At 70.4% G+C, this 23,630-nt stretch carries 22 protein-coding genes and 1 pseudogene; 12 read left to right on the plus strand and 11 right to left on the minus strand.

From position 1 onward, the window contains the following. The first annotated feature begins 87 nt into the window (after nt 1-87). Nucleotides 88-1,245, plus strand: a complete 1,158-nt coding sequence (locus SAVERM_RS32820; protein WP_010987782.1) for a right-handed parallel beta-helix repeat-containing protein — start codon at nt 88-90, stop codon at nt 1,243-1,245. A gap of 168 nt (nt 1,246-1,413) precedes the next feature. Here the strand turns inward: SAVERM_RS32820 and SAVERM_RS32825 are convergent, their stop codons facing one another. From SAVERM_RS32825 to SAVERM_RS32835, 3 genes are all read right to left on the minus strand, one after another. Next, entirely contained in the window at nt 1,414-2,244 is an 831-nt protein-coding gene (locus SAVERM_RS32825; protein ID WP_010987783.1) for a pectate lyase, read from the minus strand. A 99-nt stretch (nt 2,245-2,343) separates the two neighbouring features. Further along, complete coding sequence (locus SAVERM_RS32830) at nt 2,344-3,210, minus strand: hypothetical protein (RefSeq protein ID WP_010987784.1); 867 nt, start codon at nt 3,208-3,210, stop codon at nt 2,344-2,346. Beyond that, nucleotides 3,207-3,773 carry a SigE family RNA polymerase sigma factor gene (locus tag SAVERM_RS32835; RefSeq protein ID WP_010987785.1) on the minus strand — a complete coding sequence of 189 codons (567 nt, stop codon included), beginning with the start codon at nt 3,771-3,773 and terminating at the stop codon, nt 3,207-3,209. Before SAVERM_RS32835 ends, SAVERM_RS32830 begins: the two co-directional genes overlap by 4 nt. A gap of 257 nt (nt 3,774-4,030) precedes the next feature. On the opposite strand from SAVERM_RS32835, the gene SAVERM_RS32840 reads away from it, so the two are divergent. After that, nucleotides 4,031-5,482, plus strand: coding sequence for an NCS2 family permease (locus SAVERM_RS32840; protein WP_010987786.1), 1,452 nt, complete (start codon nt 4,031-4,033; stop codon nt 5,480-5,482). 67 nt (nt 5,483-5,549) lie between these two features. On the opposite strand, the gene SAVERM_RS32845 is transcribed toward SAVERM_RS32840, so the two are convergent. Together SAVERM_RS32845 and SAVERM_RS32850 are read right to left on the minus strand one after the other, a co-directional pair. Beyond that, a complete protein-coding gene (locus SAVERM_RS32845; RefSeq protein WP_010987787.1) occupies nt 5,550-7,001 on the minus strand; it encodes a peptidoglycan D,D-transpeptidase FtsI family protein in 1,452 nt (483 codons plus the stop codon). 121 nt (nt 7,002-7,122) lie between these two features. Next, nucleotides 7,123-7,896 carry an IclR family transcriptional regulator gene (locus SAVERM_RS32850; protein ID WP_010987788.1) on the minus strand — a complete coding sequence of 258 codons (774 nt, stop codon included), beginning with the start codon at nt 7,894-7,896 and terminating at the stop codon, nt 7,123-7,125. 130 nt (nt 7,897-8,026) lie between these two features. Here SAVERM_RS32850 and SAVERM_RS32855 point away from each other — a divergent pair, with 130 nt between their 5' ends. After that, nucleotides 8,027-9,556 (plus strand): aldehyde dehydrogenase (NADP(+)), encoded by a 1,530-nt coding sequence (locus SAVERM_RS32855; protein ID WP_010987789.1) that lies wholly within the window; start codon nt 8,027-8,029, stop codon nt 9,554-9,556. Nucleotides 9,557-9,702: 146 nt separating this feature from the next. Beyond that, nucleotides 9,703-10,311: a DUF1349 domain-containing protein gene (locus tag SAVERM_RS32860; RefSeq protein WP_010987790.1), complete on the plus strand. Its 609-nt coding sequence runs from the start codon at nt 9,703-9,705 to the stop codon at nt 10,309-10,311. On the opposite strand, the gene SAVERM_RS32865 is transcribed toward SAVERM_RS32860, so the two are convergent. Beyond that, nucleotides 10,294-11,697, minus strand: a complete 1,404-nt coding sequence (locus tag SAVERM_RS32865; RefSeq protein WP_010987791.1) for an MFS transporter — start codon at nt 11,695-11,697, stop codon at nt 10,294-10,296. The genes SAVERM_RS32860 and SAVERM_RS32865 overlap by 18 nt on opposite strands. Nucleotides 11,698-11,759: 62 nt before the next feature. On the opposite strand from SAVERM_RS32865, the gene SAVERM_RS32870 reads away from it, so the two are divergent. From SAVERM_RS32870 to SAVERM_RS40620, 4 genes and pseudogenes are all read left to right on the plus strand, one after another. Then, on the plus strand, nt 11,760-12,767 hold the full coding sequence (locus SAVERM_RS32870) for a GlxA family transcriptional regulator (RefSeq protein WP_010987792.1): 1,008 nt from the start codon (nt 11,760-11,762) through the stop codon (nt 12,765-12,767). A 62-nt stretch (nt 12,768-12,829) separates the two neighbouring features. Next, nucleotides 12,830-13,546, plus strand: a complete 717-nt coding sequence (locus SAVERM_RS32875) for a DsbA family oxidoreductase (protein ID WP_010987793.1) — start codon at nt 12,830-12,832, stop codon at nt 13,544-13,546. A gap of 70 nt (nt 13,547-13,616) precedes the next feature. Next, nucleotides 13,617-14,723 (plus strand): aminotransferase class V-fold PLP-dependent enzyme, encoded by a 1,107-nt coding sequence (locus tag SAVERM_RS32880; protein ID WP_010987794.1) that lies wholly within the window; start codon nt 13,617-13,619, stop codon nt 14,721-14,723. Nucleotides 14,724-14,758: 35 nt separating this feature from the next. Then, nucleotides 14,759-15,019, plus strand: a pseudogene (locus SAVERM_RS40620) (sigma factor); the annotation flags it as partial. 134 nt (nt 15,020-15,153) lie between these two features. Here the strand turns inward: SAVERM_RS40620 and thpD are convergent. The 5 genes from thpD to SAVERM_RS32905 all read right to left on the minus strand — a co-directional run bounded on the left by thpD (nt 15,154) and on the right by SAVERM_RS32905 (nt 19,845). After that, the gene (gene thpD / locus SAVERM_RS32885) at nt 15,154-16,041 is read right to left on the minus strand and encodes an ectoine hydroxylase (protein WP_037646868.1); all 888 of its coding nucleotides are present in this window, start codon (nt 16,039-16,041) and stop codon (nt 15,154-15,156) included. Between the two features lie 5 nt (nt 16,042-16,046). Further along, nucleotides 16,047-16,451, minus strand: coding sequence for an ectoine synthase (locus tag SAVERM_RS32890; RefSeq protein ID WP_010987796.1), 405 nt, complete (start codon nt 16,449-16,451; stop codon nt 16,047-16,049). Between the two features lie 57 nt (nt 16,452-16,508). Next, a complete protein-coding gene (gene ectB, locus SAVERM_RS32895) occupies nt 16,509-17,780 on the minus strand; it encodes a diaminobutyrate--2-oxoglutarate transaminase (protein ID WP_010987797.1) in 1,272 nt (423 codons plus the stop codon). Nucleotides 17,781-17,809: 29 nt separating this feature from the next. Then, nucleotides 17,810-18,349, minus strand: a complete 540-nt coding sequence (gene ectA, locus SAVERM_RS32900; protein ID WP_010987798.1) for a diaminobutyrate acetyltransferase — start codon at nt 18,347-18,349, stop codon at nt 17,810-17,812. A gap of 365 nt (nt 18,350-18,714) precedes the next feature. Then, the gene (locus SAVERM_RS32905) at nt 18,715-19,845 is read right to left on the minus strand and encodes a pyridoxal-phosphate-dependent aminotransferase family protein (protein ID WP_010987799.1); all 1,131 of its coding nucleotides are present in this window, start codon (nt 19,843-19,845) and stop codon (nt 18,715-18,717) included. Between the two features lie 189 nt (nt 19,846-20,034). Between SAVERM_RS32905 and SAVERM_RS32910 the strand changes: the two genes are divergently transcribed. From SAVERM_RS32910 to SAVERM_RS32925, 4 genes are read left to right on the plus strand one after another with little or no spacing between them, the layout of a single operon-like run. Next, a complete protein-coding gene (locus tag SAVERM_RS32910; RefSeq protein WP_010987800.1) occupies nt 20,035-20,883 on the plus strand; it encodes a transporter substrate-binding domain-containing protein in 849 nt (282 codons plus the stop codon). Further along, nucleotides 20,880-21,713 (plus strand): amino acid ABC transporter permease, encoded by an 834-nt coding sequence (locus SAVERM_RS32915; RefSeq protein ID WP_010987801.1) that lies wholly within the window; start codon nt 20,880-20,882, stop codon nt 21,711-21,713. The genes SAVERM_RS32910 and SAVERM_RS32915 overlap by 4 nt, the downstream gene beginning before the upstream one ends. After that, nucleotides 21,710-22,513, plus strand: a complete 804-nt coding sequence (locus SAVERM_RS32920; protein ID WP_010987802.1) for an amino acid ABC transporter ATP-binding protein — start codon at nt 21,710-21,712, stop codon at nt 22,511-22,513. Before SAVERM_RS32915 ends, SAVERM_RS32920 begins: the two co-directional genes overlap by 4 nt. Nucleotides 22,514-22,523: 10 nt before the next feature. Next, a complete protein-coding gene (locus tag SAVERM_RS32925) occupies nt 22,524-23,615 on the plus strand; it encodes an amidohydrolase family protein (protein WP_010987803.1) in 1,092 nt (363 codons plus the stop codon). Nucleotides 23,616-23,630 lie beyond the last annotated feature (15 nt).

The raw sequence follows: 23,630 nt of genomic DNA on the forward strand, positions 1-23,630 counted from the left end.
GGCGGCGACCAGGAGTCAGAAGCGGGCCGGGGCGGCCCCTCCGGCCCGTTTCGCTTCCCCTGTCTCCCCCGGAAAGGAACCACCCCTGTGCGCCAGAGCACCGGACGCCACCGCAGAACCCGCACGCTCTCGATCGCCGCCGCGGTGGCCGTCGCCGCGGGGGCGGGTGGCGTCTGCCTCGGCCTGTCGGACAACGGATCGGCGCAGGCCGCCTCCACCACGGTCACGGTCTCCACCACCGCCCAGCTCCAGTCGGCCGTCGCGAACGCCGCCGCAGGCACCGTCATCCAGGTGCGCGCCGGCACCTACTACCCGACGGCCACCCTCAAGTCCACGGCCGACGGCACCAGTTCGGCGCGGATCACCCTCCAGGCGTACGGCAGTGAGAAGGTGAAGATCGACGGCTCCAAGCTCCCCGCCGGCTCCTGGCTCGCCGGTGTCTACGGCGACTACTGGACCGTCCAGAACATCACCTGGCAGAACTCGCCCGCCCAGGGCTTCGTCGTCACCTCGTCGGCCGGCGGCGTCTTCAAGAACCTCGTCACCGCGAACAACGGCGACTCCGGCTTCACCCTCCGCGGCGACGGCACGACGAACAACCTCGTGCAGAACCTGGACAGTTACGGCAACTACGATGCCGCCGGGCACGGACAGAACGCCGACGGCATCGCCATCAAGTTCGGCTCCGGCACCGGCAACAAGGTCACCGGGGCGCGCCTGTACAACAACTCGGACGACGGCCTCGACCTCTGGCAGTTCTCCTCGCCCGTCACCATCGAGCACTCCTGGTCCTACGGCAACGGCAAGAACCGCTGGAGCGACTCGGCCTTCGAGGGCAACGGCAACGGCTTCAAGCTGGGCGGCGGAGGCGTCACCGTCGCCCACGTCGTGAACAACAACGCGGCCTGGGACAACACCCTGAACGGCTTCACCGAGAACTCCAACACCGGTGCCGTCCTGCTCAACCGCAACACCGCGTACGCCAACACCGAGGTCGGCTTCTACTTCGCCACCGGCAAGGCGCGGCTCGCCAAGAACCTCGCGGTGAGCAACAAGGGCGGCCTGGACAAGCTCGGCTCGTCCACGGTGTCCGCGGGCAACAACTGGGACAGCGGCGTCTCCACGCCGTCCCTCAAGTCCACGGACGCGTCGACGGCGTACGGGGCCCGCTCGTCGAGCGGCTCGCTGCCCTCGACGACGTTTCTCACGACCGGCTCCACGACGATCGGCTCCACGATGAACTAGCCCGGCCGAAGAGCGCGAACGCCCCCGCCGGTCGTCACCGGCGGGGGCGTTCCTCTGACTGGCCGAGGGGGGCTCAGGCCAGCAGATCCATGGTGTCCGTCTTCCGCACACTGGAAGGGACGTCGAAAACGAACATGTGGTTGTTTCCCCGGTACGAATCCGTCGGTGTCACTCGTAGCTGACGTCGGACGTCTTGAACTTGCAGCTGGTGCCGTCCGGGCCGCTGCCCAGCTCGGTCGGCTCCTTGCCGGTGTTGTTGCCCTTGAAGCGGACGCACGGCTTGATCTTCTTCTTGGTGTCGCCGTGGATGCGGATCCTGGACAGCGTCGCCGTGTCCCCGTAGTTGGAGTTGATGCCGACGAGCGCCTTGCCCGGCGCGGTCGCGTCGATGTCGCTGAGCACGACCGTGCGCTTGTACTGCGTCTTGCAGTTGCCGCAGGAGCGCACCAGCTTGCCGAAGTTCTCCACCTGGAAGCCGGTCACGGTCAGCGTGCCGGCCCCGTTGAACTGGAGCACCTTGTCGGAGGCCGACTTCGCGCCGCCGCCGATCACCTTGTACGTCGCCGACGAGGACTTGCTCTTGAAGCTCGCCGCGTCCTCGCCGACGTCCAGCCACCACACGTTCTGCAGCGTGCAACTGCCCAGGCAGTGGACGCCGTCCGCGGCCGGGGTACCGATGATCACGTTCTTCAGGACCGCACCGTCCTCGAGCTCGAAGAGCGGGCCCTGGTCCTCGGACTGGTCGGCCGTCCCGAGGTCCCCGCTCCCGGAGAACTTCTTCAGCTTGCCGTCGTACGTGCCCGACACCTCGATCGTCGACGACACGGCCTTGCTGCCCGTGGCCTCGGGCCAGGACGTCGCGGCGCCCGCGGAGGACAGCAGCGACGTCGTGACGAGCGCCCCCGCGGTGAGGCCGAGGGCGGCGGCCGAACCGATCACCGCCCGCCGCTTGGTGACCCGGCGGCGGTGGCGGACGCGCTGTTCAGATGGTGCAGTCATGTACCGATTCCTTGTGTGGCAGGACGTTCTTGCGTCTTCTGGTCGCCACTGGTGAGGAAAGGGTTGCCGGGTCCGCGGATCTTTCTTCACGGACGTTCGCTACGAGTCGCCGTCGTCGGTGACCCGGGCCGCGAAGTCACCACGCACGGCGGACCGTCCGCCGTCCTTGGCGGTGGCCGTCGCCGAGTAGCTGTCGTCCTTCGCGTCCCGGCCGCCGCGGTCGTGGTCGTACTGGCCCGCGAACACCCACTCGCCCGGCCAGACCGTGTGGTCCGGCTTGAGCACCCAGGTGTAGACGAGGAAGCCGCCCTTCTCGACGACCGTCGTCGTGAAGTCGTCCTCGGGCAGCGAACGCCAGGCACCCGCGTCGGTGACCCCGCCGGACTGCCTGATCTTCAACCGGACGGTGAGCGACGTGAGTTGCTCGCTCGTCTTCAGGGTCACATTGCTCTGTGCCCAGAAGTCGTTGCTGTGCGGGTCGACCGAGCCGTCGGACCAGACAGGGCCGTCCGTGTCGCCCTTGGCGGGCGGCCGGTCGGTGGCGGCGGAGCTCTCGGACGTCGGGGTCCCCGAGGGCGGCGAACTCGGCTTCCCGGACGGCTTCGACGTACCGGATCGGTGGGTGGGGTCCGGGGCGAGAGGCGCCCGGCTCGTCGCGTCCGGCGTCGGATCGGGGGTCGGCGAGACCGCGACGGTCTGCTGCGGCGGGGTGTCGTCCTTCACCGCCGAGGCGACCGCGTAGCCGCCCACCGCGAGAACACCCGCGACCGCGGCGGTGGCACCCACGACCCGTGCCCAGCCGAGCAGGGGCGGGCGCGCCGCGCGCGGCGCGGGCCGCCGCTCGCCGGCTCCCGCCATCCCGCGCTCCACCCGGGCCAGGATGCGTGCGCGGTCGGGCTCGTGCGCCTCGGCCGCCTCACGCAGCCCGGCGCGCAGCTCGTCGTGCACGTCCTGCCCCTTCCTCATCGGTCCCTTCCTCCGGCTCCACCCGTGGGCAGCACTCCCGCGTGCACCCGGATCGGGGCCTCGTCGGTGCCGAGAAGCCGCTTCAACTCCGCCATGCCCTTCGACGTCTGGCTCTTCACCGTACCCACGGAAACACCGAGGGCGAGAGCCGTGTCCTTCTCCGAGAGGTCGAAAGCATGCCGCAGAACCACACACGCGCGCTTGCGGAACGGCAGTCTGCGCAGCGCCTCCTGGACATCGACCGTGCCCGGTATATCGGGGTTCTCGGTCTTGTCCTCGCGCTGCGACCAGAAGAGCGTGATCCGCCGGCGCTCGCGCACCGCGCTGCGGATCCGGGTGCGGGCGAGATTGGCGACCACGCCGCGCGCGTACGCCACCGGGTGGTCCGCCGCGCGCACCCGGTCCCAGCGGTGCCACAGGGCGAGCAGCGCATCGGCCGCCAGATCGTCGGCGGCGTCCGGTTCGCCTGTCAACAGGGCTGCCAGACGCGCCAGTTCGGCATAGTGCCGTTCGAAGAAGGCGTGGAATTCCACGGAGGCGGCGTCGTCGACGACCGTGCCCACGGGCGACCTCTCCTCGCTGCGACTCCAGGCACCGGTACAGGTGCCCGCGTATACGGCCCCCGTGTGTCACCCGTGAAGAAACGGTGTCCCCGCGGGGCGAGATCGGGAAGCGTACCAGCGTTCGTACGGGGTCTCGAACGCCGTATGGCCTGCCGAACTCGATTCCGTAACACGGGGAAAACCTGAAAGCGGTTCAACGCGGGAACAATCCAGCCAGCATCCGCACACCAGCACCGCCGGGTACGAGGAGTCTCGCCATGTCCGAAACGCAGCAGGTGACCGACCTGCCAAGTGCCGTGCCCCCAGGGGGGAACGGCATCGACCGGTTCTTCAAGATCTCGGCCCGGGGCTCCACCTTCGGCCGGGAGATACGCGGCGGCTTCGCCACGTTCTTCACCATGGCCTACATCCTTGTCCTGAACCCCATCATCCTGGGCAGCGCCAAGGACAAGTTCGGGCACCAGCTCGACCACGTCCAACTCACCACCGCCACCGCGCTGGTGGCCGCGGTGATGACGGTCGTCATGGGCGTCGGCGGCAACCTCCCGCTCGCGCTCGCCGCGGGCCTCGGCCTCAACGCGGTCGTCGCCTTCCAGATCGCCCCGCTGATGAGCTGGGACGACGCGATGGGCCTGGTCGTCCTCGAAGGTCTGCTGATCTGTGTGCTGGTGGTGACGGGTCTGCGCGAGGCCGTCATGCACGCGATCCCGCAGCCGCTCAAGCAGGCCATCAGCGTCGGTATCGGCCTGTTCATCGCGTTCATCGGCTTCGTCGACGCCGGCTTCGTCAGCCGTGTCCCGGACGTCGCGGGCACCACCGTGCCGGTGCAGCTGGGCGGCACCGGCACGCTGACCGGCTGGCCGGTCCTGGTCTTCTGCCTCGGCGTCCTGCTCACCATCGGGCTGCTCGCGCGCAGGGTCAGGGGCGCCATCCTGATCAGCATCGTGACGATGACGATCGTGGCGATCGTCATCAACTCCGTCGCCGACGTCAAGAACTGGGGACTGACCGTACCGAAGGTCCCCGACGACGTCGTGGCCTCCCCGGACTTCGGCCTGCTCGGCCACTTCAGCCTGTTCGGCGCCTTCGGCGAGACCGGCGCGATCACCGTCGTCCTGCTGGTCTTCACCCTCGTCCTGTCGGACTTCTTCGACACCATGGGCACGGTCGTCGGCATCAGCGCCGAGGCGGGCCTGCTCGACGAGGAGGGCAAGGTGCCGGATCTCGGCCGCGTGCTGCTCATCGACGGCGCGGCGGCGGTCGCGGGCGGCGCCGCCTCCGCCTCCTCCGCGACCTCGTACATCGAGTCGGCGGCGGGCGTCGGCGAGGGCTCACGCACCGGCTTCTCGAACCTGGTCACGGGCGGGCTGTTCGCGTTCGCCCTCTTCCTGACCCCGCTGCTGACGATCGTGCCGATGCAGGCGGCGGCCCCGGCCCTCGTCGCGGTCGGCTTCCTGATGATGACCCAGGTCAAGCACATCGACTGGGACAGGTACGAGATCGCCATCCCCGCGTTCCTGACGATCGCCGTGATGCCGTTCACCTACTCCATCACCAACGGCATCGGCGCCGGCTTCCTCGCCTATGTGCTGATCAAGGCGGTGCTCGGCAAGGCGAAGGAGATCCACTGGCTGCTGTGGGCGACCTCCGCGCTGTTCCTGGTGTACTTCGCGATCGACCCGGTCGAGCAGATCCTCGGCGTGAAGTAGTCCGAGGTGTGCGAAGGGCCGCCCTCCAGGGGAGCGAGGGCGGCCCTTCCGTCTGTGCGCGGCGGTGTCAGTTCTTCAGTGCCGCCCGCATCATCGCCTTCGCGACCGGCGCCGCCAGCCCGTTGCCGCTGACCTCGGAGCGGGCCGCGCCGGACTGCTCCACCATGACCGCGACGGCGACCTCCTTGCTGCTGGAGTCGGACTTCGCGTACGAGGTGAACCAGGCGTACGGCGTCTTGCTGTTGTTCTCGCCGTGCTGGGCCGTGCCCGTCTTGCCGCCCACGGTCGCGCCGGGGATCCGCGCGTTGGTGCCGGTGCCTTCCTCGACGACGGTCTGCATCGCGGACCGCAACTGCTCGGCGGTCGACGAGCCGACGATCTCCTTGGTCTCCGTGCTGTCGTCGTAGTCCTTCAGCACCGTGCCGTCGGCGTCGCTGGTCTGCGACACCATGTGCGGTGAGACCAGCTTGCCGTCGTTCGCTATCGCCGCGGACACCATGGCCATCTGGAGCGGGGTCGCGGTCACATCGAACTGGCCGATGCCCGACAGACCGGTCTGCGCCTTGTCCATGTCCGAGGGATAGACACTCGGGTACGCCCGCACCGGCACGTCCTGCGACGTGTCGTTGAAGCCGAACTTCTCCGCCATCGCCCTGACCTTGTCCTGGCCCAGGTCGACGGCCATCTTCGCGAAGACGTTGTTGCACGAGTACTGGAGCGCGACACGGATCGAGGCGTTCTCGCAGGGCGCCGAGGCGTTCTCGTTCGCCAGGACCTGGGTCGTGCCCGGCAGCGTGTACGGGTTCGGACTGTCCGTGTCCTTGTCCACCGACGAGTAGAGCCCGTCCTCCAGGGCGGCGGCCGCGACGACCAGCTTGAAGGTCGAACCCGGCGGCAGCGGCTGGCGCAGTGCCCGGTTCGTCATCGGCTTGTCGGCGTCCTCGGTCAGCTTCTTCCACGCGGCGGAGTTGCCGGCGCTGAACGTCGAGGGGTCGTACGACGGGGTGGAGACGGCCGCGAGGATCTTGCCGGTCTTCGGATCGATCGCGACGGCGGCACCCTTGTTGTCACCGAGTGCCCGATATGCGGCCTTCTGTACGTCCGGGTCGATCGTGGTGACCACGTCGCCCGGGTCGGCGCGCTTGTTGGTGATCGTGTCGAGCGGGTTCTTCAGCTGGTTGTCCGTGCCGTCGAGCAGGTTCTGGTAGATGCCTTCGAGCTGGGTCGCCCCGAACACCTGCGAGCTGTAGCCCGTCACGGCCGCGTACAGACTGCCGTCCGTGTACGTCCGCTTGTACGCGAGGTCGCTGCCCTTCGTCCGTGCGGAACCGGTGATCGCGTCGCCGGCCACGATGATGTTCCCGAGCGGGTTCGCGTACAGCTCGATCGCGTTCCGCCGGTTGTCCTTGTTGTCCGCGAGTGCCTTGCCGTCGTAGAACTGCACCCAGGTGGCCCTGACCAGCAGGGCCAGCACGAGCAGCAGTGTGAAGACGGCGGCACGCCTGATCGTCTTGTTCATCCCGCTCAGAAGGACGAGCGGGACGGGGTCGATCGTTCCCTTCCGCCCGGTTTTCTCATGTGCCGTTCATGAAGCCGGGCGCACGCGCGTGTGCCGTTCGTGAAGCCGGGCGCACGCGCGGTCACAGCCTGCGCGTCGCCAGTGTCAGCCGGTCCCGCGCGTCGAACAGCGCGTCCTTCACCATCTGCTCGTGCGCCGGGGTCAGCCGCGCCACCGGCACCGAGCAGCTGATCGCGTCGCGGGCCGGGGTGCGGTACGGGATCGCCACGCCGAAGCAGCGCAGGCCCAGCGTGTTCTCCTCGCGGTCCACCGCGAAGCCCTGGTCGCGGACCTGGCGCAGCTCCTCGATGAGCTTCTCGCGGTCCGTGATCGTGTGCTCGGTGAGGGCCGGGAGCGTCTCCGGGAGCATCTTGCGGACCTGCTCGTCGGTGTGCGTGGCCAGCAGCGCCTTGCCGAGCGAGGTGGAGTGCGCGGGCAGGCGGCGGCCCACCCGGGTGAACGGGCGCAGATAGTGCTGCGACTGGCGCGTGGCCAGGTAGACGACGTTCGTGCCGTCCAGGCGCGCCAGGTGGATCGTCTCCGTCGTGTCGTCGGAGAGGCGGTCCAGCGTCGGACGCGCCGCCGCGACGACCTCGTCGCCGTCGATGTACGACGTGCCGACCAGCAGCGCCCGTACGCCGATGCCGTACCGCGTGCCCGTCGCGTCCGTCTCCACCCAGCCCAGCTCCACGAGCGTGCGCAGCAGCATGTACAGGCTCGACTTGGGGTAGCCCACCGCCTCCTGCACGGCGGCCAGGGAGTGCATGCCGGGGCGTCCGGCGAAGTACTCGAGCAACTCAACCGTCCGTACCGCGGACTTGACCTGCGCCCCGCCGCCCGTCTCGCCTGCCGACATCGCCCTTGACCCCTTCGTTGGACGGGAAATAGTCTCGCATCAATTCATCATCCGAGACAGCGTTCAGTATATCGAACGTCTCCGCTGGATGACGTAAGAACTGCGGCATGAACATCTGGAGGGACCCGCGGTGGCAGCAGCACCAGTCTGGAGTGTCGACCCCCGAACCGGGAAGCAGCGTGAACAGGTTGCGGTGGAGGCCACGGCCCAGGAGGTGGACCAGGTGGTCCGCGCCGCACACGCCGCGCGCCCGTCCCTCGCCGACCGCACCGTCCGCGCCGCGTTCCTGCGCACCGCCGCGGACCAGCTGGAGGCCGCCAAGGACCAGCTCGTCGAGGCCGCCGACGCGGAGACCGCGCTCGGCCCGGTCCGGCTCACCGGTGAACTCGCCCGCACCTGCTACCAGCTGCGCGCGTTCGCGGACATCGTCGACGAGGGCGCCTTCCTCGACATCGTGATCAACCACCCGGACGACACCGCGACCCCGCCGATCCCCGACCTGCGCCGCTACAAGGTGCCGCTCGGCGTCGTCGCCGTCTACGCCGCCTCCAACTTCCCCTTCGCCTTCTCGGTCCCCGGCGGCGACACGGCGAGCGCGCTCGCGGCCGGCTGCCCGGTCGTCGTCAAGGCCCACCCCGACCACCCGGGGCTGTCCGAGCTGGTCGCGTCCGTCCTGCGCCGGGCCGCCGCCGAGCACGGCATCCCGGCCGGTGTCCTCGGCCTCCTGCACGGCTTCGAGGCGGGCGTCGAGCTGGTCAAGCACCCGCTGGTCGCCGCGGCCGGCTTCACCGGTTCCGTACGCGGCGGCCGGGCCCTCTTCGACGCGGCGGCGGCGCGCCCCACGCCGATCCCCTTCCACGGCGAGCTCGGCTCCCTGAACCCGGTGGTGATCACCGAGGCGGCGGCGGCCGAGCGGGCCGAGGCGATCGGCGCGGGGCTCGCGGGTTCGATGACGCTGGGCGTCGGCCAGTTCTGCGTCAAGCCGGGCCTGGTCCTCGCGCCCGCGGGAGCGGCGGGCGACCGCCTGGTGAAGTCCCTCACGGACGCCGTCAGCGACACCGACGCCGGGGTCCTCCTGGACCACCGCATGCGCGACAACTTCATCGCCGGTGTCGCCGAGCGCGCCGGACTCCCCGGCGTGGAGGCCCCCGTGACGCCGGGCTCGGGCGGCGAGCACTCGGTGAGCCCGGGCTTCCTGACGGTGCCGGCCGAGAAGCTGGCGGCACCGGGCGCGCACGACCTGCTCCTGGAGGAGTGCTTCGGTCCGCTGACGGTCGTCGTCCGCTACGAGGACGACGCCGAGGCGGGCGCGGTGCTGTCCCGGCTGCCGGGCAACCTCACGGCGACGGTCCATCTCTCCGAAGAGGAGTCGGCGGGCGAGGGCCGCGGCGCGGAGATCCTGGCGGAACTGACGCCGCTCGCGGGGCGCGTGCTGGTCAACGGCTGGCCGACGGGGGTCGCGGTGGCCCCGGCCCAGCACCACGGCGGTCCGTACCCGGCGACGACGTCCACGTCGACTTCGGTGGGCGGGACGGCGATCGAGCGGTGGCTGCGGCCGGTGGCGTACCAGGGGGTGCCGGAGGCGCTGCTGCCGGTGGAGCTCCGCGACGGGAATCAGCTGGGGTTGCCGCGACGCATTGACGGCCGTCCGGAACGCTGAGAGCTCTTCGCGAAGCGCCGTTGGGCGTGGGGGCGTTCGCGGACTGCGGGTCCGTTGTGGCTGGTCGCGCCCACGCGGCGGAGCCGCACGAGCACAGCCCCGCGCCCCTTTCAGGGGCGCTTCAGTGGGCCTGGGACAATCATCGGATGGACGTGGAACTTCCCGAACTCCCTTTCCCCCTGCGCACTTACGGGCCGGACGGTAACTGGTCCTACGAGGACGGTGTGCTCACCGGCTGGGCGGGCGCACGTCAGGACCGTTTCGTGCCGCCCACCGGTGAGGCACTCGACCCCGCCGCCGACGCGCCCCGGCTGCTGGGGGCGCCGGAGGGCGACTTCCAGCTGATCGCCCGGGTCACGGTGGGCTTCGCCGCCTCCTTCGACGCGGGAGTGCTCTACGTGCACGTGGGCGAGCGGGCCTGGGCGAAGCTCTGCCTGGAGTACTCCCCGGACGTGCCCACGGTCTGCACGGTCGTCACCCGTGGACACTCCGACGACGCGAACTCCTTCACCGTGGAGGGCAGTTCGGTCTGGCTGCGGATCAGCCGCACGGGCCGGGCCTTCGCCTTCCACGCCTCCCGCGACGGCGAGCACTGGACGTTCGTCCGCCTCTTCACGCTCGCCGACGAGGGACCGGCCTCGGCGGCACTGGTCGGCTTCATGGCGCAGTCCCCGGTCGGCGAGGGCTGCGTGGTCACCTTCGACCACCTCGCCTACCGGGACTCCTGGCCGCAGGGGCTAAGAGACGGCAGCTGAGCCGCGCAGCCGGAAGGTCGCCGTCGCGGTCAGGGCGAGCAGGGCGGCGGCGAGCGCGAGACTCACCCGGAGGCCCGAGCCGAAGCCGCCGGAGACCAGGGAGCCGAACGCCGCGATGGCCAGGCCGCCGGCCACCTGGCGGGCCGAGTTGAGGACGCCGGCCGCCAGCCCCGCCCGGTCCGCGGGCACCGCGTCCATCATCGTCGCCGTCAGCGGCGGGATGGTGAGCGCGCAGCCCAGGGCCATCGGGACGAGCAGTACGGCCACCAGCGCCGGGGGAGTCGACGCGTCGACGAACAGCAGGACCAGCAGGCCCGCTGCCGCCAGCGACTGCCCCAGCAGCATCGGCAGCCGGGCTCCGTAGCGGCCCGACAGCTTCCCCGCCGCGATGTTCGTCACCGCGATCAGCCCCGTCATCGGCAGGAACATCAGCCCCGCGGACAGCGCGGACCGCCCCTGCGCCTGCTGGAAGAAGAGCGAGAACAGGAACACCACCCCGTAGAAGGCCACGCTGCACGCCGCGCCGGCGGCGACCGCCACCGACACCGTCCGGCTGCGGAACAGACCGAGCGGGACGACCGGGTACGCCTGCCGGGCCTCGATCCGGACGAAGAGGACGGCCGCCGTCACCGCCACGGCCAGCGCGATCAGCCCCCCGGCGCCGCCCTCGATCACCGCGAACGTCAGCGCCGTGAGCGCCACGACCGCCGTCAGCTGGCCCGGCAGATCCAACGGCGCGGGCCGGCGCTCCGAGCGCGGCGCCCGCAGCAGGAGGACGAGCGCCAGCGCACCCAGGGGCAGGTTGATGAAGAAGATGCCCCGCCAGTCCCACGCCGTCGTCAGCGCGCCGCCCGCCACCGGACCCAGCGCCACCGCCACCGAGCCGCCCGCCGCCCACAGCGCCACCGCTCGCGCCCGGCGTGCCGCGTCCGGGTACGCCTGCCGCACCAGCGCCAGCGAGGCCGGCAGCACCACGGCCGCCGCCACCCCCTGCGCCACCCGGGCGCCGATCAGCACCGGCAGGCCGGGCGCGAGCCCGCACGCCGCCGAGGCCAGGGTGAACACGGCGATCCCGATCCCGTAGGCCCGGCTCGCCCCGGCCCGGTCCGCGAACGCTCCGGTGGACAGCATCAGCGCCGCGAAGGCGAGGGTGTACGCGTCCACGACCCACTGGAGCCCGGACATCCCGCCCCCGAACGCCGAGCCGATCGACGGAAGGGCCACGTTCACGACGGACGCGTCGAGGGTGATCAGCGCGAAGCCGAGGAGTGCGGCGGCGAGGGTGAGCGAGGGAGAGGTGTGGTGCTCCAACTCGCTTGTGGCAGAGGTGAGTCGGGGGTCCGTCGGGGGAGTTTCCGTGGTCGGGTTCGTAGCCATGCCCTCCATGCTGCTGATCTCCGGCGGCGTACAGTAGTGGCCGGAATGACATATGACCGGAGGTTCTGGCCATGGCCCGATCCACGTCCCCGGCCCGGGGTGTCCGCCGGATCGCCGTCGTCGCGGCGTCCCCCGTCTCGATGTTCAACCTCGCCATCCCCGAGCTGCTGTTCGAGAAGGTCGAGATCGACGGCGCTCCGGGCTACGAGGTGACCATCTGCGCCCCGGAGCCGGGCCCGGTGCCCACCACCGGCGGCCTCGACCTGTACGTCCGGCACGGGCTCGACGCCGTACGGGACGCGGACACGGTGCTCGTCGCGGGCACCGGGCTGCGCTACACGCCCGACCCGCGCACGGTGGACGCCGTCCGCGAGGCCGCCGCCGACGGCAAGCGGATCGCGTCCATCTGCAGCGGCGCCTTCGCACTCGCCGAGGCGGGGCTGCTCGCGGGCCGCCGGGCCACCACCTACTGGGGACAGGCCGAGGAACTGCGCAAGCGGTACCCGTCCGTCGACCTCAAGGGCGATGTCCTGTACGTGCAGGACGGCCCGATCATGACCTCCTCCGGGTACGCCGCCGGAATCGACCTGTGCCTCCACATCATCCGCACCGACTACGGCGCCGCCGCCGCGAACCGGGTGGCCCGGCTCGCCCTCGTCGCGCCCGTGCGCCCCGGCGGCCAGACCCAGTTCACCCAGACCCCGCTGCCGCCCGAGCGCGGCACCGCCTGCGCCGACACCCGCGGCTGGGCCATGCGTCACCTCGACAGTCCGCTCACGCTCACCGACCTGGCCCGGCACGCGGGCGTCAGCGTGCGTACCCTCACCCGGCGCTTCCACGCGGAGAGCGGGGTCAGCCCCCTTCAGTGGCTGCTCCACCAGCGCATCGAGCGGGCCAAGGAACTCCTGGAGACGACCACGCTCCCGATGGACCAGGTGGCCCGCGCCTCGGGCCTGGGCACCGCCGACTCGCTCCGCGGCCATCTGGTGCGCCGCACGGGACTGACCCCGAGCGCCTACCGCACCCAGTTCAGCCGCCTGGGAAGCGGACCGGGACCGGGAATGGAACAAGCCGCTTGAACGTTCACGCAAGCGGCGGAGGGAGGCTCCGTCACCCTTCCGACCTGGAGAGAAGCCGAAGAATGCGCGTCGAGATCTGGAGCGACATCGCCTGCCCCTGGTGCTACGTGGGCAAGGCCCGCTTCGAGAAGGCGCTCGAAGCCTTTCCGCACCGCGACGACGTCGAGGTGGTGCACCGCTCCTTCGAGCTCGACCCGAACCGCGCCAAGGGCGACATCCAGCCCGTCCTCACGATGCTGACCAAGAAGTACGGCATGAGCGAGGCGCAGGCCCAGGCCGGCGAGGACAACCTGGGCGCGCAGGCCGCCGCCGAGGGACTGGACTACCGCACCCGGGACCGCGACCACGGCAACACCTTCGACATGCACCGCCTGCTGCACTTCGCCAAGGAGCAGGGCAGGCAGGACGAGCTGATCGGGCTCCTGTACCGGGCGAACTTCGCCGAGGAGCGCTCCGTCTTCGACGACGACGAGCGGCTCGTCGAGCTGGCCGTCGCCGCCGGTCTCGACGCGGAGGCCGCCCGCACGGTCCTCGCCGACCCGGCCGCGTACGCCGACGAGGTCCGCGCCGACGAGCGGGAGGCCGCGGAGCTGGGGGCGAGCGGTGTCCCCTTCTTCGTCCTCGACCGCGCCTACGGTGTCTCCGGCGCCCAGCCCGCAGAGGTCTTCGCCCAGGCCCTGAAGCAGGCGTGGGGGGACCGGCCGCCGCTCACGCTCATCCAGGACAGTGGTGACGCCCAGGCGTGCGGTCCCGACGGCTGCGCCGTGCCGCAGGGCTGAGGACCCCGGGAAACCGCAGGTCGGAGCGGACCTGTAAGCGATCCTTGGGGGAACCACGTAAAACTCCGCAATGGACGGGGGGTTCGCGGGGCCGCAGAGTGGTCCCATGGAGACCTTCGAGCCCCTCGTCCGTGCCGAGTTCGCCCCGAAGAACACCTACCTGAACACCGCGAGCACCGGCCTCGTACCGGCCCGCACAGTGGCGGCCATGCGCGTCGCCGTGGAGTCGGCCGCCGCCGGGCAGCCGACCGACATGTTCGCGGACGTCGAGGCGGCACGCGCCTCCTTCGCCCGGCTGACCGGGGTACCCGTCCGCCGGGTGGCGGCCGGGGCCTCGGTCGCGGTCTACAGCGGGCTGATCGCCGCCTCGCTGCCGGAGGGCGCCGAAGTCCTCACCGCCGAGGCCGACTTCAGCTCCGTCGTGAACCCCTTCCACATCCGCCGCGACCTCAAGGTGCGCGCCGTCCCGCTGGAGGGCCTCGCCGAGTCGGTGCGCCCCGGCACGGCGCTCGTCGCGGTCAGCGCCGCCCAGTCCGCCGACGGCCGGGTCGCCGACCTGCCGGCCGTCCGCGCGGCCGCCCGCGCGCACGGCGCCCGTACGTACATCGACGCATCCCAGGCCACCGGCTGGCTGCAGATCGACGCGGACGCCTACGACTACGTCTCCTCCGTCGCCTTCAAGTGGCTCGTCTGTCCGCGCGGCGTGGCCTTCCTGGTCGTCCCGGAGGACCTCGGCGGCCTCACCCCGCTGTTCGCCGGCTGGGTCGCGGGACAGGCGCCGTGGGACAGCTGTTACGGGCCCGTCGAGGAACTCGCCCACTCCGCACGGCGGTTCGACGAGAGCCCCGCCCTCTTCTCGTACGCGGGCGCCCGCCACTCCCTCGCGCTGATCGAGGAACTGGGCGTGGAGAACGTACGGGCCCATGACCTCGCACTCGCCGACCGCTTCCGTACCGGCCTCGCGTCCCTCGGCCACGAACCGGTCCCCGCACCACACGCGCCGATCGTGTCCGTGCCCGGCCTCGGCGACCGGCAGCCGGCCCTCAGCCGCGCCGGAGTCGAAGTCTCCGACCGCGCGGGCAACCTGAGGGCGGCCTTCCACCTCTACAACACGCCCGCCGACGTCGACCGGCTCCTTGATGTCCTGTCGGGCCTGTCCGGCCGCCCCCTGGCGTAGCGCCCCCGGGGACGCCAGGAAGGCACCACGAGGCGGTGGTGCCCGTGGAGTCGACGGCCGACACAGCCGCAGGACCGCCCGCCGACGCGGAACTGCGTCGGCGGCTGGTGTACGGGGACGAGTCCGCGCTGGGCGAGGCGTACGCCGCGTACGGGGCGCTCGTCCGGCGGGTGGCCCGGCGCGTCACCCGCAGCCCGGCCGCCGCCGAGGACGTGGCGCAGGAGGTCTTCGCCCAGCTGTGGAGCAGGCCGTACGCGTTCGACGCGCGCCGCGGCTCGCTGCGCACCTGGCTGTCCGGGGGACACGGGAGCCGCGGCCGGCGTACTGGCGCGGGCGGCTTCGCTGGGCTGGCTGTAGAGCCTGGCTGCAGACACAGCACGGCCCGGGTTCTCCCGCCCCATGGGAGAACCCGGGCCGTGCCGGGCGGCGGTCACCGCACCGGCGTGAAGTCCCGCGCCCCGATGAACTCCGGACGCCGTACCGGCGCCGAGAACGGCTCCACCGCCGTGTTCTCCACGCTGTTGAACACGATGAACACATTGCTGCGCGGGAAGGGTGTGATGTTGTCCCCGGAGCCGTGCAGGCAGTTGCAGTCGAACCAGGTCGCCGAACCGGCCCGGCCCGTGAAGAGCCGGATGCCGTGCCGGTCCGCGAACTTGGTCAGCGCCTCGTCGGAGGGCGTGCCCGCGTCCTGCATCTGGAGCGACTTCTTGTAGTTGTCCTTCGGGGTGGCCCCGGCACACCCGAGGAACGTCTTGTGCGACCCCGGCATGATCATGAGGCCGCCGTTGGTGTCGTAGTTCTCGGTCAGCGCGATCGAGACGGACACCGTGCGCATGTTGGGCAGGCCGTCCTCGGCGTGCCAGGTCTCGAAGTCCGAGTGCCAGTAGAAGCCGCTGGCCCCGAAGCCGGGCTTGACGTTGATCCGGGACTGGTGGACGTACACGTCCGAGCCGAGGATCTGCCGTGCCCGCCCCACCACGCGCTCGTCGCGCACGAGCTGGGCGAAGATCTCGCTGATCTTGTGCACCTCGAAGACCGACCGGATCTCCTGCGACTGCGGTTCCACGATGGAGCGCTCGTCGGCGCGCACCGCGGGGTCGTGGATCAGGCGTTCCAACTCGGCGTGGTAGAGCGCGACTTCGTCATCACCGATGAGCTGCGGGACGGCGAGGAAGCCGTCGTGCTCGTACGACTGGAGGTCGGCCGCCGTGATGGGGCCCGGTGTGTCCGGCGTGCCCCACAGGACCGGGTCCTGGCGGGGGACCGACACCTCGGCGGCGCCGCGGCTCGGGTACAGGTCGGTGATCGTGGTCATGGGGCTCAGACCTCCTCGGGTTCGGTCAGCAGCGGGTAGACGCCGTTCTCGTCGTGGTCCTCCCGTCCGGTGACGGGAGGGTTGAAGACGCAGACGCACCGGAAGTCGGTCTTGGGGCGCATGGTGTGGCGCTCGTGGCCGTCCAGCAGGTACATCGTCCCCGGCGTGATCCAGTGCTTCTCGCCGGTCTCGTCATCGGTCAGTTCGGCCTCGCCCTCCACGCAGAGCACGGCCTCGATGTGGTTCGCGTACCACATCGACGTCTCGGTACCCGCGTACAGGACGGTCTCGTGCAGCGAGAAGCCGACCTTCTCCTTGGCGAGGACGATGCGCTTGCTCTCCCAGGTGCCGGACGCGGCCTTCACATGCCGGTCGGTGCCTTCGATGTCCTTGAACGAACGGACTATCACGGTGGTGCGATGCCTCTCTCTCGTGCTCTCGGGTGTGGTGCGGGTCTCTGGTGCCGGTCAGGCGGTTTCCCGTACGGCGCGGGCGAGGGTACGCAGCCCCTCGTCGAGCTCCTCGGGCGTGATCGTCAGGGCCGGAAGCAGCTTGACGACCTCGCTCTCCGGGCCCGACGTCTCGATGAGCAGCCCGAGCTCGAAGGCGCGCTGTGCGATGCGCCCGGCGCGGTCCTTGTCCTTGAACTCGATGCCCCAGACGAGGCCCCGCCCGCGGTACTCCTTGACGTCGGCGAGGTTCTCCTCGGTGATGGAGATCAGCGCCTGCTCGACCTGCTCACCGCGGGCGAGGGTCTGCTTCTCCATGGCGGATCCGTCGGCCCAGTACGTCTGGAGGGCCGCGGCGGCCGTGACGAACGCGGGGTTGTTGCCGCGGAACGTGCCGTTGTGCTCGCCCGGCTCCCAGATGTCCAGCTCGGGCTTGAACAGGCACAGGGACATGGGGAGCCCGTACCCGCTGATGGACTTGGAAACCGTGACGATGTCCGGTGTGACGCCCGCCTCCTCGAAGGAGAAGAACGCGCCCGTACGGCCGCAGCCCATCTGGATGTCGTCGACGATGAGCAGCATGTCCTGCCGCTTGCACAGCTCGGCCAGGGCGCGCAGCCACTCGGGACGCGCGACGTTGATGCCGCCCTCGCCCTGCACGGTCTCGACGATCACGGCCGCGGGCTTGTTGAGGCCGGAGCCCTGGTCCTCCAGGAGCCGCTCGAACCAGAGGAAGTCCGGGACCTTGCCGTCGAAGTAGTTGTCGAACGGCATGGGCGTGCCGTGCACGAGGGGTATCCCGGCGCCGGCGCGCTTGAAGGCGTTGCCGGTCACGGCGAGCGAGCCCAGCGACATGCCGTGGAAGGCGTTGGTGAAGGACACGATGGCCTCGCGCCCCTTCACCTTCCGCGCCAGCTTGAGCGCGGACTCCACGGCGTTGGTGCCCGTCGGGCCCGGGAACATGACCTTGTACGGCAGGTCACGCGGGCGCAGGATCAGGTTCTGGAAGGACTCCAGGAAGGCGCGCTTGGCGGCCGTCGACATGTCGAGCCCGTGCGTGACGCCGTCCCGCTCCAGATAGTCGATCAACGCCCGTTTGAGTACGGGGTTGTTGTGGCCGTAGTTGAGTGAGCCGGCGCCGGCGAAGAAGTCCAGGTACGCGTGGCCGTCCTCGTCGTACATGCGGCTGCCCTGCGCCCGGTCGAAGACGGTGGGCCAGCCGCGGCAGTAGCTGCGCACCTCCGACTCGACGGTCTCGAAGACGCTCAGGTCGGGCTGGGTGATGGTCACGGCGAAATCGCTCCTCGGTGCGTGGGGGGTCAGTGGGAGAGGGGGCCGATGCGGTACAGGACCTCGGGGTCGTGCGGGGCGTCGGGGAACAGCCCTGCCTCGAACAGGACCTCACGCTCGAGGTCCGCGCCGTGGCGCTGCGCATACGAGGTGAACAGGCGTTCGGAGGCGGTGTTGCCGGGGGAGATCGTCGTCTCGATGCCGGTCACCCCGTACTCGTCCGTGACGCGTGCGGTCAGTCCGTCGAGCATGCGCGCGGCCAGCCCGCGCCCGCGGTACGCCGCGTCGACGGCCACCTGCCAGACGAGGAGGGTGTGCGGGCGCTCGGGCCGCACGTACGCGGTGATGAAGCCGACGGGCGTCCCGTCGGCGGCTCGTGCCACCGCCGTGGTGCCGGCGAAGTCACGGCACCACAGCAGATAGCTGTACGAGGAGTTCAGGTCGAGGGTCTTGGAGTCCTTGGCGATGCGCCAGAGTGCGGACCCGTCCGCCACGTCCGGGCGGTCGATCCGCAGTCCCTCGGGCATTTCCAGGAATTCCGCTTGCAGGTCTGCGTGTGCGGCGGTCATGCCGACTGAATTTACCGAGGGAAATTCGAAATTGCATCGTCGGATGGGGTTACGAAATGAGCCGTCATGTGTTATCACGCGGGCGCGGGTGATCGCGCAAGACGGCGTCGATAACCCCCATTTTGTCCGGAAAATACGGGAGGAAAGGGGTGCGATGTGGAGTCGATCACAAGTGGACGACCCGTGCGGGACCTGCCCGAATTAAGCCGGTTGGTGTTCGCGAAATCTTTGCGTTTAGCACGAAAGAAAGCGGGCAGAAGAATGCGGGAAGCTGTTCTGAATTAATAACGGGATAAGTGTGTGGGGAATCTCTGCAATTCACGGCGAGAAGCGATGGAAAGTGCCGGGGGAAGTGGCGGGAGGGGTCAGGCCCAGGCCTCGGCCACCGCGCGCCGGGCCCCCTCCAGGTCCACCGGCACGCCGAACTCGGCCAGCGCGGCCCCCAGCGCACCCAGGCAGGACTGCACCACACCCCGCGTCGCGCCGGGTCCGTAGTGGTTGACCCGGACCATCTCGCGGGCGAGCGCGCCCCCGCCCGCGACGAGCGGCAGCACCGGATCCGAGGCCAGCGCCTTGGCGACCAGCTCCGAGGCGTCGATCCCGGCCGGCGTCCGCAGCGTCGTGGCGACGGGCGCCGCGTCCGCGGCCTCGTGCACATACGGTTCGAGCCCGCCACCCAGGGCGACCGCCCCGGCCCGCGTGGCCGCCGCGGCCGAGGCGTGCCGGGCCATCACGGCCTCCAGCCCCTCGGCCTCGATCCGCTCCACGCACGCCTCGAGCGCCAGCATCTCCAGCTGCGCCGGCGCGTGCAGCAGCGCCTTGCGGCCGCCGTCGACCCACCGCTCCTTCCAGTCCAGGAGCGACAGGTACGACCGCCGGGGCGCCGCCGGGTTGGCCGCCATCCGCGCCCACGCCCGCTCGCTCACCGACACCGCCGACACCCCGGCCGGCCCGCCCATCGCCTTCTGCGCCCCGATCACGCACAGGTCGACGCCCCACGCGTCCGGCAGCACCGGCTCGGCGCCGATCGACGCGACGGCGTCCAGATAGAACAGCGCACCGTGCTCCCGTACGGCCGCGCCGATCTCCGCGACCGGATTCGTGTTGCCCGTGGCCGCCTCCGCGTGCACCAGCGACACGAAGTCGATCTCCGGGTGCGCCGCGAACGCCTCCCGGATCCGCGCGGCCGTCACCGCCGTGTGGAACGGCACGGCCAGATCGATCACCGTCGCGCCGCAGTCCCGCAGCCAGTTCCCGAAGGTCTGGCCGTAGGGGCCGGTGATGACGTTGAGCGCGGTCGTGCCGGGGCCCGCGGCCGCGCGAATGGCACCCTCCAGCGGGAGCAGCGCCTCGCCCTGCATGATCACGACGTCCTGCTCGGTGGCGAGCAGCCGGGCCACCCGGTCCTCGATCGAGGCGAAGTGCGCGGCGCTCAGGGGTGCCAGGTCCAGGAAGGGGTGGGTCACGGCGATGCTCTCTTCGCTCACGGGTTCCATTACGCGAGATCGAGGGTATCCGCCGGGTGCTCCGCCGATCCCGCCGCCGCGGCCTCGGTCATACGGTCCGGATGCCCTGCCGAGGCAGGACATCTGAGGCCATACGGCCCAACAGCCATGGGATTGATTTGAGTGAGTCAAACCTTTCCTTATAATCGGAACCCACAGTTCCCTCATAGGAGGTCCCCCGTGAAGACGGTCCTCGGACGCCGGTCCCGCATTCTGGCCGCCACCACCGCGACGGCCGGGCTGCTGCTCGTGGCCGGCTGCTCCTCGGACAACGGGGGAGGCAAGACCACCGTGAAGGGCGTCCCGCTCGTCAAGGCGGGGCAGATCACCACCTGTACCCACCTCCCGTACCCGCCGTTCCAGTCGGAGATCGACGGCAAGGTGCAGGGCTTCGACGTGTCGCTCATCGACCTGGTCGCCAAGGACCTCGGCGTGAAGCAGGCCATCGTCGACACGCCCTTCGAGAACTTCAAGACGGGCGCCTTCCTCAACTCCGGCCAGTGCGACGTCGCCGCGGCCGGCATGACCATCACCGAGGAGCGCAAGAAGAACGTCGACTTCTCCGACCCGTACTTCGAGGCCACCCAGGCCGTGCTGGTCGACAAGAAGAGCGGCGTCGACTCCCTCGCCGACGTGAAGGCCAAGGGCAAGAAGCTCGGCGCCCAGGCGCAGACCACCGGCGAGGAGTACGCGAAGAGCAAGGGCTTCGACGCGGTCTCCTTCGAGTCCTCCGACGCGGTCCTCAACGGCCTGCGCACCGGCCAGGTCCAGGCCGTCATCATCGACTACCCGGTGGTCCAGGGCTGGCTGAAGGACAAGGCCAACGCCGACGCCTTCAAGGTCGTCGACAACCTCAACACCGGTGAGGAGTACGGCTTCACGGTGAAGAAGGGCAACACCAAGCTCCTCGCCGAGATCAACAAAACAATCAAGCAGGCGAAGGCCGACGGCACGTACAAGAAGATCTACGAGAAGTGGATCGGCCCGTACACCGCGTCCGCGGCCACCGCCTCCCCGTCCGCCTCATGAGTGATGCCGACGCACAGCTCCAGCCCCGCAGGTCCGGTCTGAGCAGACGGCAGAAGCGTGCCGTCTCGCGCGGCGTGCAGTACGTCGTCTTCGTCGCGGCCGTCATCGCCTTCGCGGTGCTGGCCGACTGGGGACAGCTGAAGAACCAGTTCGCGCAGTGGGACCTGGTCAAGCAGATGTTCCCGGACGTCATCACACTGGCGCTGAAGAACACCGTGCTCTACACGATGTCCGGCTTCGTCGTCGGACTCGTACTCGGCATGGTCATCGCCCTGATGCGGCTGTCCTCGGTGGGCCCCTACCGCTGGCTCGCCGGCATCTACATCGAGATCTTCCGCGGCCTGCCCGCCCTGCTGATCTTCGTCTTCGTGGGCGTCGCCGTGCCGCTGGCGTTCCCGGGTACGGAGATCCCCGGCGGCACCTACGGCAAGGTGGCACTCGCGCTCGGCCTGGTCTCGGCCGCCTACATGGCCGAGACGATCCGCGCGGGCATCCAGGCGGTGCCCAAGGGACAGATGGAGGCCGCCCGTTCACTGGGCTTCTCGCACGCGCGGGCCATGGTCTCGATCATCATCCCGCAGGCGTTCCGCATCGTGATCCCGCCGCTCACCAACGAACTCGTCCTGCTCTTCAAGGACTCCTCGCTGGTGCTGTTCCTCGGCGTCACCCTGGAGGAGCGCGAACTGACGAAGTTCGGCCGCGACCTGGCGAGCCAGACCGCCAACTCCACGCCGATCCTGGTCGCGGGCCTGTGCTATCTGCTGGTCACCGTGCCGCTCGGATTCGTCGTTCGCCGCCTGGAGGCCAAGGCCGGGGAGGCCACCAAGTGAGTACGCCAGAGATCGACGTCCGGGGCCTGCACAAGTCCTTCGGCGACAACGAGGTGCTGCGCGGCATCGACCTGGAGATCGGCTCCGGAGAGGTCGTCTGCGTCATCGGCCCGTCCGGCTCCGGCAAGTCCACCCTGCTGCGCTGCGTGAACCTCCTGGAGGAGCCCACCAAGGGGCAGGTCTTCGTCGCCGGTGCGGAGGTCACGGACCCCGACGTCGACATCGACGCCGTACGCCGCCGTATCGGCATGGTCTTCCAGCAGTTCAACCTCTTCCCGCATCTGTCGGTGACCGACAACCTCACGCTGCCGCAGCGCCGCGTCCTCGGGCGCGACAAGGCGCAGGCGGCCGAGGTGGCCGCCGACAACCTCAGGCGCGTGGGCCTGTCGGAGAAGGCGGAGGCGTACCCCGCCTCCCTCTCCGGCGGCCAGCAGCAGCGCGTGGCGATCGCCCGCGCGCTCGCCATGGGTCCCCAGGTGATGCTGTTCGACGAGCCGACCTCGGCGCTGGACCCCGAGCTCGTCGGCGATGTGCTCGCGGTGATGCGCAGGCTCGCCGACGAGGGCATGACGATGATGGTCGTCACCCACGAGATGACGTTCGCACGCGAGGTCGCCGACCGGGTCGTCTTCATGGACGGCGGCGTGATCGTCGAGGACGGCACGCCCGAGCAGGTCATCGGCAACCCGCGACACGAACGGACCCGGCACTTCCTGTCCCGGCTCCTCGACCCCGCGATGGCGGACGTGGAGGAGGAGATCTCGGACCAGGTGGGGAAGAGCGAGCAGCCGCCGAACTAGGGTGCCGTCCATGAGCGATCACGCGGTGCTGCACGTGAAGGGGCGGGTGCTCGTCGGACCCGACGACGTCCGCGACGAACTCTGGGTGGTCGGCGGGAGAATCGCCTACGCGCCTCCCGCCGGCGCCCGGGACATCCGTACCGTCGAGGGCTGGGCGCTGCCCGGTCTGGTGGACGCGCACTGCCATGTCGGGCTCGACCGGCACGGGCCGGTCCCCGACGACGTCTCCGAGAAGCAGGCGCTCGCCGACCGCGAGGCCGGCACCCTCCTCGTCCGCGACGCGGGCTCCCCGTCCGACACCCGCTGGATCGACGGCCGCGACGACCTCCCGAAGATCATCCGGGCGGGCCGCCACATCGCCCGCACACGGCGCTACATCCGTAACTACGCCCACGAGATCGAGCCCGAGGACCTGGTCGCGTACGTCGCGCAGGAGGCCCGGCGCGGCGACGGCTGGGTGAAGCTGGTGGGCGACTGGATCGACCGCGGCACGGGCGACCTGAGCGCCTGCTGGCCGCCGGACGCCGTCCGGGCCGCGATCGCGGAGGCCCACCGCCTGGGGGCGCGCGTCACCGCGCACTGCTTCGCCGAGGATTCCCTGCGGGACCTGGTCGAGGCGGGCATCGACTGCGTGGAGCACGCGACCGGGCTGACCGAGGACACCATCCCGCTGTTCGCCGAGCGGGGCGTCGCCATCGTACCGACGCTCGTGAACATCGCGCTGTTCCCGCAGTTCGCGGCCGACGGCGAGGCCAAGTTCCCGCGCTGGTCCGCGCATATGCGGCGACTGCACGAGCGGCGCTACGACACCGTGCGCGCGGCGTACGACGCGGGGGTCCCGGTGTACGTCGGGACCGACGCGGGCGGTTCGCTGGCGCACGGACTCGTGGCGGGCGAAGTGGCCGAGCTGGTGACCGCGGGCATCCCGCCCCTCGATGCGCTGTCGGCCACGACGTGGGGTGCGCGGCGGTGGCTGGGGCGCCCCGGACTCGACGAAGGGGCGCCAGCGGACCTCGTCGTGTACGAGGGTGACCCGCGCGCGGACGTCCGTGTGCTCGCGGCGCCGCGGCGGGTCGTGCTGAACGGGCGGGTCATCGGCTAGCCGGGGTCGGGGCTG

Source organism: Streptomyces avermitilis MA-4680 = NBRC 14893, assembly GCF_000009765.2.
Lineage (GTDB): Bacteria > Actinomycetota > Actinomycetes > Streptomycetales > Streptomycetaceae > Streptomyces > Streptomyces avermitilis.